This window comes from Janthinobacterium sp. SUN137, assembly GCF_030587265.1.
In the GTDB taxonomy this organism is placed as follows: Bacteria; Pseudomonadota; Gammaproteobacteria; order Burkholderiales; family Burkholderiaceae_D; genus Janthinobacterium; species Janthinobacterium kumbetense.
In genome coordinates this window covers 1,375,643-1,391,584 of sequence record NZ_JAPWHZ010000001.1, presented here as the reverse complement: position 1 = coordinate 1,391,584, position 15,942 = coordinate 1,375,643, and the positions used below count along the sequence as shown (strand labels likewise).

Annotated in this window: 15 protein-coding genes; 14 read left to right on the top strand and 1 reads right to left on the bottom strand. The window is 63.1% G+C overall.

All coding sequences use genetic code 11. The features are described 5' to 3' along the window. Nucleotides 1-15: 15 nt before the first annotated feature. The 14 genes from paaK to O3298_RS06235 all read left to right on the top strand — a co-directional run bounded on the left by paaK (nt 16) and on the right by O3298_RS06235 (nt 14,688). Complete coding sequence (paaK, locus tag O3298_RS06300; protein ID WP_305058782.1) at nt 16-1,344, top strand: phenylacetate--CoA ligase PaaK; 1,329 nt, start codon at nt 16-18, stop codon at nt 1,342-1,344. Between the two features lie 22 nt (nt 1,345-1,366). Beyond that, entirely contained in the window at nt 1,367-2,572 is a 1,206-nt protein-coding gene (pcaF, locus tag O3298_RS06295; RefSeq protein WP_305058781.1) for a 3-oxoadipyl-CoA thiolase, read from the top strand. Nucleotides 2,573-2,653: 81 nt separating this feature from the next. After that, complete coding sequence (locus O3298_RS06290) at nt 2,654-3,805, top strand: ABC transporter substrate-binding protein (RefSeq protein WP_305058780.1); 1,152 nt, start codon at nt 2,654-2,656, stop codon at nt 3,803-3,805. Between the two features lie 81 nt (nt 3,806-3,886). Continuing rightward, nucleotides 3,887-4,765, top strand: coding sequence for a branched-chain amino acid ABC transporter permease (locus O3298_RS06285; protein ID WP_230538975.1), 879 nt, complete (start codon nt 3,887-3,889; stop codon nt 4,763-4,765). Continuing rightward, nucleotides 4,762-5,745, top strand: coding sequence for a branched-chain amino acid ABC transporter permease (locus tag O3298_RS06280; protein WP_289900230.1), 984 nt, complete (start codon nt 4,762-4,764; stop codon nt 5,743-5,745). Before O3298_RS06285 ends, O3298_RS06280 begins: the two co-directional genes overlap by 4 nt. 1 nt (nt 5,746) lies before the next feature. Next, nucleotides 5,747-6,502 carry an ABC transporter ATP-binding protein gene (locus O3298_RS06275; protein ID WP_099666449.1) on the top strand — a complete coding sequence of 252 codons (756 nt, stop codon included), beginning with the start codon at nt 5,747-5,749 and terminating at the stop codon, nt 6,500-6,502. Next, nucleotides 6,502-7,230, top strand: coding sequence for an ABC transporter ATP-binding protein (locus O3298_RS06270; RefSeq protein ID WP_305058976.1), 729 nt, complete (start codon nt 6,502-6,504; stop codon nt 7,228-7,230). Before O3298_RS06275 ends, O3298_RS06270 begins: the two co-directional genes overlap by 1 nt. A 9-nt stretch (nt 7,231-7,239) precedes the next feature. After that, the gene (gene paaY, locus O3298_RS06265) at nt 7,240-7,854 is read left to right on the top strand and encodes a phenylacetic acid degradation protein PaaY (protein WP_289903419.1); all 615 of its coding nucleotides are present in this window, start codon (nt 7,240-7,242) and stop codon (nt 7,852-7,854) included. 23 nt (nt 7,855-7,877) lie between these two features. Further along, nucleotides 7,878-9,929 carry a phenylacetic acid degradation bifunctional protein PaaZ gene (gene paaZ, locus O3298_RS06260; RefSeq protein ID WP_305058779.1) on the top strand — a complete coding sequence of 684 codons (2,052 nt, stop codon included), beginning with the start codon at nt 7,878-7,880 and terminating at the stop codon, nt 9,927-9,929. Nucleotides 9,930-10,123: 194 nt separating this feature from the next. Further along, nucleotides 10,124-10,498, top strand: a complete 375-nt coding sequence (locus O3298_RS06255) for a hypothetical protein (RefSeq protein WP_289917432.1) — start codon at nt 10,124-10,126, stop codon at nt 10,496-10,498. Between the two features lie 10 nt (nt 10,499-10,508). Next, the gene (locus tag O3298_RS06250; protein ID WP_289917429.1) at nt 10,509-10,946 is read left to right on the top strand and encodes a DUF2846 domain-containing protein; all 438 of its coding nucleotides are present in this window, start codon (nt 10,509-10,511) and stop codon (nt 10,944-10,946) included. A gap of 419 nt (nt 10,947-11,365) precedes the next feature. Further along, nucleotides 11,366-12,628, top strand: a complete 1,263-nt coding sequence (locus tag O3298_RS06245) for a hypothetical protein (RefSeq protein ID WP_305058778.1) — start codon at nt 11,366-11,368, stop codon at nt 12,626-12,628. Between the two features lie 10 nt (nt 12,629-12,638). Further along, a complete protein-coding gene (locus O3298_RS06240) occupies nt 12,639-13,046 on the top strand; it encodes a hypothetical protein (protein WP_289903423.1) in 408 nt (135 codons plus the stop codon). A 61-nt stretch (nt 13,047-13,107) separates the two neighbouring features. Next, a complete protein-coding gene (locus tag O3298_RS06235) occupies nt 13,108-14,688 on the top strand; it encodes a methyl-accepting chemotaxis protein (protein WP_305058777.1) in 1,581 nt (526 codons plus the stop codon). Here the strand turns inward: O3298_RS06235 and O3298_RS06230 are convergent. Beyond that, nucleotides 14,685-15,908: a Xaa-Pro peptidase family protein gene (locus tag O3298_RS06230; protein ID WP_289903427.1), complete on the bottom strand. Its 1,224-nt coding sequence runs from the start codon at nt 15,906-15,908 to the stop codon at nt 14,685-14,687. The two genes, O3298_RS06235 and O3298_RS06230, sit on opposite strands and share 4 nt — an antisense overlap. Between the last annotated feature and the right edge of the window lie 34 nt (nt 15,909-15,942).

Sequence of the window (15,942 nt, the reverse complement as noted above, 5' to 3'; positions counted from 1 at the left end):
AATCAGGAGACAGAGATGGTCCAACGTACACCTTCCCCGAATGACCTCGAGCCGATCGAGCGCGCCAGCAAGGATGAACTGCAGGCGCTACAGCTCGAACGCATGAAATGGACGCTCAAGCACGCGTATGACAACGTGCCCCATTACCGCGCCGCTTTTGACGAAGCGGGCGTGCATCCGGACGACCTGAAATCCCTGTCCGACCTGGCCAAATTCCCGTTCACCGATAAAAAGGTCTTGCGCGACAATTACCCGTTTGGCCTGTTCGCCGTGCCGCGCGAGCAAGTGGTGCGCATCCATGCATCCAGCGGCACCACGGGCAAGGCCACGGTGGTCGGCTACACGCAGAACGATATCGATACCTGGGCCAACGTGGTGGCGCGCTCGATCCGCGCCGGCGGCGGCCGCGCGGGCGACATGGTGCATATCTCCTACGGCTACGGCCTGTTCACGGGCGGCCTCGGCGCGCATTATGGCGCCGAGCGCCTGGGTTGCACGGTCATTCCGATGTCCGGCGGGCAGACGGAAAAGCAGGTGCAGCTGATCCAGGATTTCAAGCCATCGATCATCATGGTCACGCCATCGTATATGCTCAACATCATCGAGGAATTCACGCGCCAGGGTCTGGACCCGGCCGAGTCCTCGCTGAAGGTGGGCATCTTCGGCGCCGAGCCATGGACGGACGCCATGCGCTCGGAAATCGAGGCGCGTGCCGGCATCGACGCCGTCGATATCTACGGCCTGTCCGAAGTGATGGGCCCGGGCGTGGCGTCCGAATGCATCGAGAGCAAGGACGGTCCCGTCATATGGGAAGACCATTTTTACCCGGAGATCATCGATCCGGAAACGGGCGAAGTGCTGCCGGACGGCGAAGAGGGCGAGCTGGTGTTTACCTCGCTGTCGAAGGAAGCGCTGCCCATCATCCGCTACCGCACACGCGACCTGACCCGCTTGCTGCCGCCGACGTCGCGTTCCATGCGCCGCATCGGCAAGATCACGGGCCGCTCGGACGACATGCTGATCATCCGCGGCGTGAACGTCTTCCCTACGCAGATCGAAGAGCTGATCCTGAAAATGCCGAAGCTGGCGCCGCAATACCAGCTGGTGGTCACGCGCGACGGCCACCTCGACAAGCTGGAAGTGGTGGCTGAATTGCGCATCGACCTGACGTCCACGATCTCGGCCAGCGAAACGGACGCGCTGGCGCGCGAGCTGGAACACCGTATCAAGACGCACGTGGGTGTGAGCACGCGCGTGCGCCTGGTGGCCGCGGCCGGCATCGAACGCACCTTGACGGGCAAGGCCCGCCGCGTGGTCGACCAGCGCCCGAAGATCTTCTCCTGATAGCACGAACAAGGAACCAAACATGAATGACGCTTTTATCTGTGACGCCGTACGCACTCCCTTTGGCCGCTATGGCGGTGCGCTGTCCAGCGTGCGCGCCGACGATCTGGGCGCGCTGCCGATTGCCGCGCTGATCGCCCGCAACCCCTCCGTCGACTGGTCCGCCATCGACGATGTATTTTACGGCTGCGCCAACCAGGCGGGCGAGGACAACCGCAACGTGGGCCGCATGGCTGCGCTGCTGGCCGGCTTGCCGGCGGCAGTACCGGCCAATACCATCAACCGCCTGTGCGGTTCCAGCCTGGATGCCGTCGGCATGGCTGCCCGTTCCATCAAGGCAGGCGAGGCGGAGCTGATCATCGCCGGTGGCGTGGAAAGCATGACGCGCGCGCCTTTCGTGATGGGCAAGGCTGACAGCGCGTTCTCGCGCGCAGCGAAAATCGAGGACACGACCCTGGGCTGGCGTTTTGTGAACGGCAAGATGAAGGCGCAGTACGGCATCGACACCATGCCAGAAACGGCGGAAAACGTGGCCGTGGAATTTGGCATCAGCCGTGCCGACCAGGATGCGCTAGCCCTGCGCAGCCAGCAGCGCTGGGCCGCCGCCCACGCGGCCGGCGTCTTCGAGCGCGAAATCGTGCCCGTCGCCGTGCCGCAAAAGAAGGGTGATCCGAAGATGGTCACGAGCGATGAACACCCGCGTCCGGACACTTCGCTGGAAATGCTGGCGAAACTCAAGGGCGTCGTGAAAGCGGACGGCACGGTCACGGCCGGCAATGCCTCGGGTTTGAACGATGGCGCCTGCGCCATCTTGCTGGCGTCCGCCACCGCCGTCGACAAATATAAGCTGATGCCGCGCGCAAAGGTGCTGGGCATGGCCACGGCCGGCCTGGCGCCGCGCATCATGGGCTTTGGCCCTTCGCCCGCTTCGCGCAAGGTGCTGGCGCAGACGGGATTGACCATCGAGCAGATGGATGTCATCGAACTCAATGAAGCGTTTGCCGCGCAGGCGCTGGCCGTCACGCGCGACCTGGGCCTGGCGGACGATGCGGCTCACGTGAACCCGAATGGCGGCGCGATCGCCATCGGTCACCCGCTGGGTGCCTCGGGCGCGCGCCTGGTGATGGCCGCGCTAAACCAGCTGGAACGCACGGGCGGGCGCTATGCGCTGTGCACCATGTGCATCGGCGTGGGGCAGGGTATTGCTGTCGTAATTGAGCGCGTATAAAAAATAAAACAAAAAAGGCGCAGGCTTGCAAAAAAGCGCCAACCATACATAGACCGTAGTGCCAACCTGGTGGAGACCACAATGATTGCCAATATCTTCAAGAAAACCCTGATCGCCGGCGTGCTGGCCATGTCCGCCGCGGGCACGTATGCGGCCGATAACATCAAGATCGGCTCCGTGCTGTCCGTCACGGGCCCGGCCGCCTTCCTGGGCGACCCGGAACTGAAAACCCTGCAGCTGTACATCGAGAAGATCAACGCGGCCGGCGGCGTGCTGGGACGCAAGCTGGAACTGGTGCACTACGATGACGGCAGCGACGCGGCCAAGGCCAACGGTTTTACCAAGCGCCTGATAGAGTCGGACAAGGTCGATGTGTTGATCGGCGGCACCACCACGGGCGCGACGATGGCGATGGCGCCGCTGGTGGATCGCGCCAGCATGCCGTTCATTTCACTGGCCGGTGCCGTTGTCATCATCGATCCGGTCAAGAAATGGGTGTTCAAGACGCCGCATACGGACCGCATGGCGGCCGAGAAGGTGTTCGAGGACATGAAGAAGCGCGGCATCAGCAAAGTTGGCCTGCTGTCGGAAACGAGCGGCTTTGGCGCCTCGGGCCGCAAGGAATCGCAAATCGTCGCGTCCAAATACGGCATCACTCTGGTGGCCGATGAAACTTACGGTCCGAAAGACACGGACATCACGGCGCAGCTCACGCGCATCAAGAACACCGCCGGCGTGCAAGCCGTGTTCGTGTTCGGCCTGGGCCAGGGCCCGGCCGTCGTGACCAAGAACTATGGCCAGCTGGGCATGGCCGCGCTGCCACTGTACCAGTCGCATGGCGTGGCGTCGGACGAATACCTGAAATTGTCGGGCAAGGCCGCCGAAGGCGTGCGCCTGCCGACGCCGGCGCTGCTGATCGGCGCCATGCTGCCCGACAGCGACGCGCAGAAGGCCGTCGTCGTCGGCTACGACAAGACGTATAAGGACCGCTACAAGATCGACCCGTCGACCTTCGGCGGCTATGCGCTCGACGCCCTGAACCTGTCGGTCGACGCCATCAAGCGCGCCGGCGGCACGGACCGCGAAAAAGTGCGGGCGGCGCTGGAATCGACCAAGGGTTTTGTCGGCACCACCGGCGTGTTTAACATGTCGGCCAAGGACCACATGGGCCTGGATCTGTCGGCTTTCCGCATGGTCGAAGTGAAGAACGGCGAATGGCAATTGTCTAAATAAGTTCGAGAAGGTAAGCCAGAAGTACCCGCGCGGGCCGCCCTCGAAGGCGGTTCGCGCGTAGCCGAACATAATGGAGACACCATGGAAGTCGCTCAATTTCTACAATTTCTGTATTCCGGGATGACGGTCGGTTCCGCCTACGCGCTGGCGGCGCTGGGCTTCACCATCATCTACAACACCAGCGGCGTGATCAATTTCGCCCAGGGCGAATTCATCATGCTGGGCGGGATGCTGGCTGCCGTGATGTCGGCCGCCGGCGTGCCGCTGCCGCTGGCCATCATCCTGGCCGTCGTCGCCACCGGTATCGTTGGCCTGTTGATGGAAAAAACCGTGATCGAACCGGCGCAAAATGCACAGGTCATCACGCTCCTGATCATCACCATCGGCGCCTCCCTCGTGCTGCGCGGCCTGGTGCAAATCTGGCTGGGCAAGGATACGCATTCGCTGCCGGCGTTTTCCGGCGATGCGCCGATCGAATTCCTGGGCGCCAGCCTGCTGCCGCAAAGCCTGTGGGTGCTGGGCGTGACGGTCGTCATCGTGCTGGTGCTGGGCTGGTTCTTTGGTCGCACCCTGATGGGCAAGGCCATGCTGGCCACCTCGCACAACAAGCTGGCGGCACAACTGGTGGGCATCAACACGCGCAAGGTGCTGCTGTTCTCGTTCGGCCTGTCGGCCCTGCTGGGCGCGGCAGGCGGCATCCTCGTTGCACCGATCACCTACACCTCGTATGACGCGGGCATCATGCTGGGCCTGAAAGGCTTTGTTGCCGCCGTCCTCGGTGGCCTGGGCGGCGGCGCGGGCGCGATCGCTGGTGGCCTGATCCTGGGCATCGCCGAAGCCATGACGGCCGGTTACATTTCGTCGGCCTACAAGGACGCGGTGCCCTTCGTGCTGATTTTATTGATCCTGTTCTTCCTGCCGCAAGGCTTGTTTGGCGCTAAAAATTCGGAGCGTGTATGAAGAGTTTCTTTACCCGCTCGCGCCACGGCGGCTTGTTGTTGCTGGCCCTGGTGCTGGCCATCCTGCCCCTGTTCCTGACTAACGCGTTCTACTATGACGTGGCGATCCGCATCGCCCTGAACGCCATCGTCGTCATCGGCCTGAATCTGCTGATGGGTTACACGGGCCAGATCAGCCTCGGTCATGCCGGTTTCTATGGCCTGGGCGCGTATGCGTCTGCCGTGCTGACCACGCACTACAACTGGCCGCCGCTGGCTGCCCTGGCGGCGGGCGCCGTCGCCACGGGCTTGCTGGCGCTGCTGCTGGCGCGTCCTGTGTTGAAACTCAAGGGTCATACCCTGGCCATGGCGACCCTGGGCCTGGGCATCATCATTTCCATCGTCATCAACAACGAGACGCAGTGGACGGGGGGCCCGGACGGCATCGGCGTGTCCGCCTTCAGTGTTGCCGGCCTGGAAATCGCCGGCGAGAAATCGTGGTACCTGGTGTGTGCCGTACTCCTGTTGCTGGTCACATGGCTGGCCCTGAACCTGATCGATTCGCCCGTCGGCCGCGCGCTGCAGGCCATCCACGGCTCGGAAGTGGCGGCCCGCGTGGTCGGTGTCGACACGACCCGCTTCAAGGTGCGCGTGTTCGTGCTGTCGGCGGTGATTGCCAGCATCGCGGGCAGCATCAGTGCCCACTACATCGGTTTCATCACCCCCAACCTGGCCGGTTTCTTCCACTCGATCGAACTGGTGACGATGGTGGTGGTGGGCGGCATGGCGTCGATCTTCGGCTCCATCATCGGTGCGGCCCTGCTGACGATCCTGCCGCAACTGCTGTCCAGTTTTGAAGGCTGGGAAACGGTGGTGTTTGGCGTGATCCTGATGGCGACCATGATCTTCATGCCCAAGGGCCTGGTGCCCAGCCTGGCCAGCCGTTCACGCAAGCGGGCTGCCACGCCCAAGGCGCCCGTCAAATCCGCGCAGGAGGTGTGACATGCTGACGATTAACAATCTGAGCAAGAGCTTTGGCGGCGTGCACGCGGTGCAGGATGTCAGCTTCACGGTCAAGGAAGGTAATATCCATTCCGTGATCGGCCCGAACGGCGCCGGCAAGACGACCCTGTTCAACCTGATCACGGGCGTGTACACGCCCACCAAAGGCGAGATCCTGCTCAATGGCGAAAACGTGGCTGCCATGTCGCCCGATGCGCTGGCGCGGCGCGGCATGAGCCGCACCTTCCAGAACCTGCAGGTGTGCATGAACATGACGGCCATCGACAATGTGATGGTGGGCGCGCACCTGCGCCTGAACCAGAACCTGTTCGCTTCTATGCTGCGCTTGCCGTCCGTGCGCCGCGCCGATGCGGCTTGCCGCGACGAGGCGGCCAGTTTGATGGAGTTCGTCGGCGTGGGCCGGCATATCGATGACGAGGCGGGGCAGATGTCGTACGGCGCCTTGAAGCGCCTGGAGATCGCCCGCGCGCTGGCGGCCAAGCCGAAAGTGCTGTTGCTCGATGAACCGGCCGCGGGCCTGAACCACACGGAAACGGGCGAAATCGAAGCCCTGATCCGCAAGGTGGCGCAATCGGGGGTGACGGTGGTGCTGGTCGAGCATGACATGAAACTGGTAATGAATCTGTCGGACCATATCCTGGTGCTCGACTATGGCAAGAAGCTGGCCGAAGGGACCGCCGCCGAAGTGCGCGCGAATCCCGACGTGGTGGCGGCATATCTGGGAGTGGCGGCATGATGCAAAATGAAATTCAGGCTCCACTGGTACTCGATATCAAAGGGCTGACCAGCCATTACGGCCGCATCCAGGCCCTGCACGGCATCGACCTGCAGGTGCGCCAGGGCCAATTGGTGGCGCTGGTGGGCGCCAATGGCGCCGGCAAGACGACCCTGCTGCGCGCCATCTCCGGCGTGCAGCCGATCAGCGCCGGCAGCATCGCCTTCGCGGGCCAGGACGTGAGCCGCATGAGCGCGGACAAGCGCGTGCGCAGCGGTATTTGCCAGGTGCCGGAAGGGCGGCAAGTGTTCGGCCCCATGACGGTGGAAGACAATCTGCGCCTGGGCGCCTTTACCCGCCCTGCGCAGGACGTGGCGGGCGACATGGAGCGCATGTATGGCCTGTTCCCGATCCTGAAGGAAAAGCGTCTGCTGTTGGCCGGAACGCTCTCCGGCGGACAGCAGCAGATGCTGGCCATGGCGCGCGCGCTGATGGGCCGCCCGCAACTACTGCTGCTCGACGAACCGAGCATGGGCCTGGCGCCGCTCCTGATCGCGGAAATCTTCCGCATCGTGGCCGAATTGCGCGACCAGGGCATCACCATCTTCCTCGTCGAGCAGAACGCGCATGCGGCCCTGTCGATCGCCGACGTGGGCTATGTGATCGAGACGGGCGCCATCACGCTGTCCGGTCCCGGCTCTGAATTGCTGCATAACGAGCAGGTACAAAGCGCCTATCTGGGCATGTAAGGAGTCTGTATGGTCAAAGTCTACGAAATCAACGGCGTCACCCCCGTCGTCCACCCCAGCGCCTACGTGCATCCGTCGGCAGTGCTGATCGGCGACGTGATCGTCGGCCCGCGCTGCTACATCGGTCCGCTGGCCTCGATCCGCGGCGACTTCGGCCGCCTGATCCTGGAAGAAGGCGCGAACCTGCAGGACACCTGCGTCATGCACGGTTTTCCCGGCTGCGACACGGTGGTCGAAGTCGACGGCCATATCGGCCATGGCGCCGTGTTGCATGGCTGCCGCATCGGCCGCAACGCGCTCGTCGGCATGAACGCCGTGGTGATGGATAACGCCATTATCGGCGAGGAATCCATCGTCGCGGCCATGAGTTTTGTGAAGGCGGGCATGATTGTCGCGCCGCGCAGCATGGTGGTGGGCACGCCGGCCAAGATCATCCGCGCGCTGACCGACGATGAAATCAAATGGAAAAGCTCGGGCACGGGCCAGTATCACGAACTGGCCGTGCGCTCGATGCACACGATGCGCGAAGTGGAAGCCCTGACGGAAGTCGAAGCGAACCGCCAGCGCCTCAATTTCGAATCGGCCTTGCCGCTGCATTTGCACAAGAACGCCGCAGCGCAGTAAAAACCAACATAGGAGTAAACCACATGGCTCAAATATCTACCCTGCAAAGCCTGATCGCCGGCCGCTGGCTGGGCGAAAGCGCCGCCGTGCCCCTGCACAGCGCCTTGAACAACCGCGTCATCTATCACACGCATGCGGAAAAGATCGACTTCGACGAAGCTGTCACGTATGCGCGCAAGACGGGTGTACCCGGTCTGATGGCGCTGGACTTCCAGCAGCGCGCCGCACGCCTGAAGGCACTGGCGCTGTACCTGGTCGAGCGCAAGGAAGAGCTGTACGCGATCTCGCACCTGTCGGGCGCCACCCGCGCCGACAGCTGGGTCGATATCGAAGGCGGTACAGGCACCCTGTTCGCCTACGCCAGCATGGGCAGCAACGAGCTGCCGTCGTCGAACGTGCTGCACGAAGGCCCGGCTATCGCGCTGGGCAAGAAGGGCGGTTTCGCCGGCACGCACATCCTGGTGCCGCGCGGCGGCCTGGCCGTGCACATCAACGCCTTCAACTTCCCCATCTGGGGCTTGCTGGAAAAATTCGCCCCGAGCTTCCTGGCGGCCATGCCCTGCATCGCCAAGCCGGCCACGGCGACGAGCTACCTGACGCAGGCCGTCGTGCGCATGATGCACGAATCGGGCTTGCTGCCGGCTGGCAGCCTGCAATTGGTGATCGGTTCCACGGGCGACTTGCTGGACCGCCTGAATGGCCAGGATTTCGTCACCTTCACGGGATCGGCCGCCACGGCCGCCAAGCTGCGCACGAATCCGAACCTGATCGCCCAGTCCGTGCCGTTCAACGGCGAAGCCGATTCGCTCAACTGCGCCATCCTGGCGCCGGACGTCACGCCGGACGATGTGGAATTCGACCTCTTCGTCAAGGAAGTCGTGCGCGAGATGACGGGCAAGTCGGGCCAGAAGTGCACGGCCATCCGCCGTATCATCGTGCCCGAGCACCTGATGGACGCCGTCGGCACGCGCTTGCGCGAGCGCCTGGCCAAGGTGGTGGTGGGCGACCCGTCCATCGACGGTGTGCGCATGGGCGCGCTGGCATCGAAAGAGCAGCAGAACGATGTGGCCGAGCGTGTCGCCACCCTGTCGCAGGGTAACGAGGTGGTGTTCGGCGCGGCCGACGGTTTCAATCCGCTGGGCGATGGCGCTCAAGATGGCAGCTTCTTCTCGCCGACTCTGCTGCTGTGCCGCGACGCCTTCGGCAACGACGCCGTGCATGACGTGGAAGCGTTCGGCCCCGTCAGCACCATGATGGGCTACAAGGAGATCGACGAGGCGCTGGCCCTGGCCGCGCGCGGCAAGGGCAGCCTGGTGAGCACCCTGGTGACGCGCGATCCGAAGATCGCCGCGCGCGTGGTGCCGCAAGTGGCGGCCACGCATGGCCGCGTGCACGTGCTCGAGCGCGTGGCCTCCGTCGACTCGACGGGCCATGGTTCGCCCCTGCCGCAATTGAAGCACGGCGGCCCTGGCCGCGCGGGCGGCGGCGAAGAGCTGGGCGGCGTGCGCGCCGTGCGCCACTACCTGCAACGGGCGGCCGTGCAAGGCTCGCCGACCATGCTGGCGGCCATCACGGGCGAGTACGTGCGCGGCGCGGACGTCAACGAAAGCCCGATCCACCCGTTCCGCAAGCACTTCGAGGACTTGAAGACGGGCGACTCGCTGCTCACGCATCGCCGCACCGTCAGCGAAGCGGACATCGTCGCCTTTGGCGGCATCTCGGGCGACTTCTTCTACATGCATTTCGACGAAATCGCGGCCAAGGAGTCGCAGTTCGGCAAGCGCATCGCCCACGGCTACTTCGTGCTGTCGGCGGCCGCCGGCCTGTTCGTCTCGCCCGGCGTGGGCCCCGTGCTGGCCAATTATGGTCTGGACAACCTGCGCTTCGTCGCGCCCGTCGCCATCGGCGACACCATCCGCGCCCGCCTGACGTGCAAGCGCAAGGTCGACCGCAACCGCAAGGACGTGTTTGGCGTAGGACAGGGCGTGGTGGCGTGGGACGTACAGGTGACGAACCAGAATGAAGAACTGGTGGCCAGCTACGACATCCTGACCCTGGTGTCGAAGCGCGAATAAGACAGCTTGCCGTGCGGGTGCCCTGCCCGGATGGCGCACCTGCACGGTTGCTGCAGGTGCGTTATCAGAAAAGTTGTTGAAAGAGAGGAAATTTAAATTTCCTGTTAGGAAAGTGAGTATTGGATAGTATTGTTGTATTCTTACTAGCTATGATGGCATTCCGTTATCAGCACGTCACTCTTAACTGAATGCCCATGTCCCTCCGCCATATGCTGAACAGTGTTTGCCTGTCCCTTGCGTTATGTTCTTGCGCGGTACAGCAAACGCCGGCAGTAATCTCCCTCGTTCCTGCAGGTGACAGCGTTGAACGTACGCTGGCCTCTGCGCTCGAAATTCAGCTGAACACGGGTTACCACCGTACCTTGAAGGCCGGGAGCCACTGGAGACAGATTGGCAGCGTGCCGCAAGGCGCAGTCTACAAGCCTTACCTGGATGTGTTTACGATCGAGGGGGCGCATATCCATGAAGCGTACCTGGTTGTTGAAAGTGCCATGCTGGTCGGATTTTATCTTCCTGCCGAACGCAGTTATGTCAGCCTGAATCAGCGGAAGTCCATTCTTTTCAACTAAACAGGAAACCATGAAACTCGTGAAACTTGCCCTGATTGGTGCCGTTGTCGCCTTGACCGGTTGTGCCGCCAGCGGTCCCAAGTTCTCTGCCATGCAGGCATCGACGCCAACGCTGAATGCAGACCAGGGCCGTATTTATTTCTACCGTACTAGCAGCATGTTTGGTGCGGCGCTCCAGCCGGCGGTAATGATGGATGGCTCGGAAGTGGGGAAATCCCAGCCAGGCGGATATTTTTACGTGGATGCTGCCACCGGCAGCCATGAAGCCAGCACCTCGACCGAGGCGACCAATAAGGTCAGCTTTGTCCTGGAAAAGGGCGAGGTCAAGTATGTGCGTACGTCGCCGGCGATCGGCCTGCTGGTTGGCCGCGTCGTGCCGGAACTGGTGAACGCGGACGAGGCGACGAAGGAGTTGCCGGAACTGAGCTACACGGGCAAAGCCCAATAAGAATCACCGGGCTTGCCAGCCCCGGCGCCGCCCGCACTGTTTTGCGTGGCGGCGTTTTTTTATGTCGGAGCCAGGAAAATCAGCGATATCGGTCCATCAGTTTCTATTCCGATGAATTATCCATAAGTGTATGAAAAGTATAGTGAAAGTGTGGTTTTGCACGGCGTGCTATTTAGATAAACCCCTCTAGAACGCGTGCTTTTTCCTTGAAAACGGGCGAATTCGCTCATTGCCTCCAGAAAACTTTCCAACGTAAAACCTTTTCTCTGTAGCATGGTTTTACTCACTGGTCACGCCGCCATGCACGCCCAAGGCGATGGCGGCGCGAAAAAAACGGACCCGGCCTTTCACGGCCGGTGAGCCATCGACCTCGAGTCCACTCCACGATTAATGTTCACCGCTACGGGTATTTAATTACTATGAATAAACACGTCCTGATTTTCCTGCTGGCCATGCCCCTGGCCATCAGCCATGCCTATGCCGAAGAGGCCACCGGCCCCGCCGTCAAGATCAGCGGTTACGGCAGTGCCGCCCTGACCATGGCCGATACCGACAACGCGCAGTTTGCGCGCCCGAACCAGGCTGCCGGCGCCGGCCGCACTGCGCGCACGGGGGTCGATTCCAACCTGGGCCTGCAGGCCAATGTCACCGTCAATCCGTGGCTGTCGGCCACCGTGCAGGGCCTGGCGCGCAAGGATGGCGAGGATGATTTCGGCGCCGAACTGGCGTGGGCCTTTGCCAAGGCCAAGGTGTCGGACAGCTTCAGTGTGCGCGTCGGCCGCATGGGTCTGCCCGTCTTCATGATTTCCGATTACCGCAACGTGGGCTATGCCAACACCATGCTGCGCCCGCCGGGCGAAATGTATTCGCAGGTTCCCCTCAACAGCATCGATGGCGTCGACGGTACCTACCAGTTCAGCGCGGGCGATACCAGCATCACCACGCAGCTGGCGCTGGGCCGCACCAAGGCCACCCTTGCCACGGGTCCCGATTCGACCGTGCAGGTGGAAGGCAAGTCCATCGTCGCCCTCAACGTGGTGGCCGAACATGGCCCCTTCGCCATGCGCTTCGGTCGTGCCGAAACCAAGTTGACGATCAACGATTCACCGAGCCTGAACACCTTGATGGGCAGCTTGCGCGCGGCCGGCAGCGGCTACCGGATCGCCCAGCTGGGTGCCCTGGCCGATGCGCTGGAAGTCAAGGACAAGAAGGCGTCGTTCACGTCCGTGGGCCTGGGCCTGGACTGGAACAATGTCCTGGTGCAGTCCGAATATGCGAAGCGCAAGACGGACAGCTATGTCAGCGACAGCACTTCGTGGTACGTGATGGGCGGCTATCGCATGGGCGCCTTCCTGCCGTATTACAGCCACGCCAGCCTGAAGGCCGATGGCCGCGTGAACAACACCGTGCCTGCTGCCTGCCCAGCCGGCTATCCGGCCGCCTGCACGCCGACCCTGCGCGCCCTGTCGGCCGGCGTCGACACTCTGGCCTATATGCGCAACCAGCTGGAGCAGTCGACGGACAGCATCGGCGTGCGCTGGGACTTCCACCGCTCGGCGGCCCTGAAGGTGCAGATCGACCGCATCAAGCCGAAGAATGGCCCGGGCCTGTTCGTGCAAGCCAAACCTGGCTTCCATGGTCCCGTCACGGTGGCTGCCGCCGCTATCGATTTCGTTTTCTGAGGAGCGCCGCATGAAACCATTTATTGCAAATGTGGCTGCCTTGCTGGCGCTGTCGACCGCTATTCCCGCCATGGCCGAAGTGGTCGTGGTGGTCAATCCGAAGAGCGCCGCCGGCGCCATGACGAATGAACAGGTGGCGCAGTTTTTCCTCGGTAAATCGACGGCCATGACGCCGATCGACCAGCCGGAAAGTGCCCCCGTGCGCGCCGAGTTCTACAAAAAGGTGACGGACAAGGAGCCGTCGCAGGCGAAGGCCCTGTGGTCCAAGCTGGTCTTCACGGGCAAGGCGACCTTGCCGAAGGAAGTGGCCAATAGCGCGGACGTGAAGAAGGCCGTTGCGGCCGATCCGAAAGCCATCGGCTATATCGAAAAGAGTGCCGTCGACGGCACCGTCAAAGTGGTGCTGACGGCGCCATAAAGCCGGCTCGGGCTGCACGCCATGCGGCGGCCCGACAATCGATCAACATCAGGAGACAGCCATGAGCATCAAACGCAAGATATGGGCGCTGCCTGTCGTCTCGGCCGTGATTTTCGGACTGGGACTGGCCGTCAGCGCCTATCTGTCCACGGCCACGCTCAATTCCATCCACGCCACCGAAAGTGCCGACTATCCCGTGCTCGACATGGCCAAGTCGCTGACCCTGGACGTGGCCGCCGTCGGCGACGCCCTGCGCGATGCCGTCAGCGAAGGCGACAAGGAGCGTATCGGGCAAGTCGGCGGCCAGGCCGTCAAGCTGCGCGCCAAGCTGGAGGCCTTTGCGGCGATCCCCGGCCAGCGCGAACAGGGCCAGCGCCTGGCCAGGGAATTCGATGCCTACTATGCGCCAGCGCTGAGCGCTGCGCGCATCATGCTGGAAATGGAGGAGGGCGACCCGCAAGCGACGGTGGCGCGCATGCAGGGCGCGCTGGCGGTGCTCAACACGGACCTGGCAAAAACCAACGAACAGGCGCAAATACAGTTCAAGCAGGGCATCGAACGCAGCGCGGCCAATGTGCGCAATGCGCTCAATACCAGTATCGCCGTGGCGCTGGCCGTCATCGTCTGCCTGGTGGCCGTGTCGCGTTTCGTCGTGCGCGCCATCTGGCAGCAGCTGGGCGGTGAACCCGAATACGCGCGCCAGATCGCGCGCGCCGTGGCCGATGGCGACCTCTCGATGAACATCGTGACCGAGGCGGGCGACCAGAGCAGCTTGCTGGCGGCGCTGAAGGACATGCGCGCCAAGCTCGGCGGCATGGTCTCGGACATCAAGGCGTCGGCTGAAACCATCCAGGTGGCCAGTGCCGAGATTGCCCAGGGCAATGCGGACCTGGCCGCGCGCACGGAATCGCAGGCGGGCAGCCTGGATCAGACGGCGCGCAGCATGGATAGCCTGACCGCCACCGTGCGCGACAACGCCGCCAACGCGGGCCAGGCGCATGAACTGGTGGTGTCGGCATCGTCGGTTGCCGTGAAGGGCGGGCAGGTGGTCAGCCAGGTGGTCACCACCATGGGCGAGATCAATGATTCATCCAGGCGTATCGTCGATATCATTGGCGTCATCGACGGCATCGCCTTCCAGACGAATATCCTGGCCCTGAATGCGGCCGTGGAAGCAGCGCGCGCGGGCGAACAGGGACGGGGCTTTGCCGTGGTGGCGTCCGAAGTGCGCAACCTGGCGCAGCGCAGCGCGGCAGCGGCACGCGAAATCAAGCAATTGATCGGCGATTCGGTGGCCAAGGTCAACGAGGGTTCGAAGCTGGTCGACGAGGCGGGATTGACCATGGGGCAGATCGTCGATTCCGTGAAAAAGGTGGCCGACATCATGGCCGAGATCAGCGCCGCAAGCCAGGCGCAAAGCACCGGCATCGGCGATATCGGCGTGGCCATCGGCAGCATGGATCAAATGACGCAGCAAAATTCCGCGCTGGTGGAAGAAGCATCGGCGGCGGCCGAATCGCTGCAGGAACAGGCCGTGCAACTGGGCACGGCGCTGGCTGTGTTCAAGCTGGCGCAGGGAAGCGCGCCGGCGATGACCACCGTGGCAGCGGCACGGCGGCTGGCGTTGACGAAGGCGGCTTAAACCTTCAGCCCGAACGGATCGTCGATGCTGTGCGCTGGTTCGGTGAACCAGCGCGGGCCGTTTTCCGTCATGTAAAAATGGTCTTCGTGGCGGATGCCGAATTCGCCGGGGATACAGATCATCGGCTCGTTCGAGAAGCACATGCCCACGTCCAGCGGCGTCGTGTCATTGCCCACCAGGTAAGGCCACTCGTGGATATCGAGGCCGATGCCGTGGCCGGTGCGGTGCGGCAGGCCGGGCAGCTTGTAGCCGGGGCCGAAGCCGTCCGCTTCCAGCGAGACGCGCGCGGCGCGGTCCACGTCGCCGCAGGGTACGCCCAGCTGTGCGGCGGCGAATGCGGCTGCCTGCGCGGCCTTTTCGCTGTTCCACACGCTGCGCTGGCGTTCGCTGACGGTGCCAAACACATAGGTGCGCGTGATGTCGGAGATGTAGTTCATCACCTGGCAGCCCGTGTCGATCAGCACCGTGTCGCCCGCTTTCAGGGTCTGCACGTAGTTCACGCCATGCGGATAGGCGGTCGCTTCGCCGAACAGCACGATGCAGAAATACGAGCGGGGCGCGCCCACCTTGCGGTGCGCGCGCTGGATGAATTCTTCCACTTCCACCGTCGTGATGCCTTCATACAGCATGCTGGCTGTGGCTACGTGCACGGCCAGGGTCATGTCCATCACGCGCTGCATCAGGGCGATTTCGGCCGGCGACTTGCGGCTGCGGCAGTATGCCGTCACGGCGCGCGCATTTTCCAGCGCGTAGCCGGGGGCCAGCGGTTTGATGCCGTCGTAGATGAAGAAGGCGGCGCTTTCGCAGATGCCCACGCGCGGTGGCGCGGCCGCATCCTGGGCTATGTCCATGCGCGCCAGCGCGTCGACGAACAGCTGGTACGGGCTTTCATGCTCTTCCCAGCAATTGACCTTGCCCTCGATGACCATGAAGCCCGTCAGGGTGCTTTCTTCGAAGGCGGGGGCGATGTACTCGAGCTCTCCGCTGGCCGGCAGGATGGCGCCCACCATGCGTTCGCTGGCATACCATTTGGTGCCCGTGAAATAGGTGAGGTTGGCGCCCGCGTTCAGGTAGATCGCGGCGATGCCCTGCTTGCGCATGAACGCCTGCGCCTTGGCGATGCGTTGTGCGTGTTCGTCCTTGCCGATGGCGACCATGCCGGATGTCATGTCCGACAGCGATGCCAATGCCTGTTCGATGGAAGTGCCACCTATGCTCATGCCTGCTCCTTTGCTCGATGCTGAATATGGAATG

Bases quoted from the DNA above. Each gene is read 5' to 3' on its own strand.
- paaK (WP_305058782.1), top strand. From the start codon at position 16: ATGGTCCAACGTACACCTTCCCCGAATGACCTCGAGCCGATCGAGCGC.
- pcaF (WP_305058781.1), top strand. From the start codon at position 1,367: ATGAATGACGCTTTTATCTGTGACGCCGTACGCACTCCCTTTGGCCGC.
- O3298_RS06290 (WP_305058780.1), top strand. From the start codon at position 2,654: ATGATTGCCAATATCTTCAAGAAAACCCTGATCGCCGGCGTGCTGGCC.
- O3298_RS06285 (WP_230538975.1), top strand. From the start codon at position 3,887: ATGGAAGTCGCTCAATTTCTACAATTTCTGTATTCCGGGATGACGGTC.
- O3298_RS06280 (WP_289900230.1), top strand. From the start codon at position 4,762: ATGAAGAGTTTCTTTACCCGCTCGCGCCACGGCGGCTTGTTGTTGCTG.
- O3298_RS06275 (WP_099666449.1), top strand. From the start codon at position 5,747: ATGCTGACGATTAACAATCTGAGCAAGAGCTTTGGCGGCGTGCACGCG.
- O3298_RS06270 (WP_305058976.1), top strand. From the start codon at position 6,502: ATGCAAAATGAAATTCAGGCTCCACTGGTACTCGATATCAAAGGGCTG.
- paaY (WP_289903419.1), top strand. From the start codon at position 7,240: ATGGTCAAAGTCTACGAAATCAACGGCGTCACCCCCGTCGTCCACCCC.
- paaZ (WP_305058779.1), top strand. From the start codon at position 7,878: ATGGCTCAAATATCTACCCTGCAAAGCCTGATCGCCGGCCGCTGGCTG.
- O3298_RS06255 (WP_289917432.1), top strand. From the start codon at position 10,124: ATGTCCCTCCGCCATATGCTGAACAGTGTTTGCCTGTCCCTTGCGTTA.
- O3298_RS06250 (WP_289917429.1), top strand. From the start codon at position 10,509: ATGAAACTCGTGAAACTTGCCCTGATTGGTGCCGTTGTCGCCTTGACC.
- O3298_RS06245 (WP_305058778.1), top strand. From the start codon at position 11,366: ATGAATAAACACGTCCTGATTTTCCTGCTGGCCATGCCCCTGGCCATC.
- O3298_RS06240 (WP_289903423.1), top strand. From the start codon at position 12,639: ATGAAACCATTTATTGCAAATGTGGCTGCCTTGCTGGCGCTGTCGACC.
- O3298_RS06235 (WP_305058777.1), top strand. From the start codon at position 13,108: ATGAGCATCAAACGCAAGATATGGGCGCTGCCTGTCGTCTCGGCCGTG.
- O3298_RS06230 (WP_289903427.1), bottom strand. From the start codon at position 15,908: ATGAGCATAGGTGGCACTTCCATCGAACAGGCATTGGCATCGCTGTCG.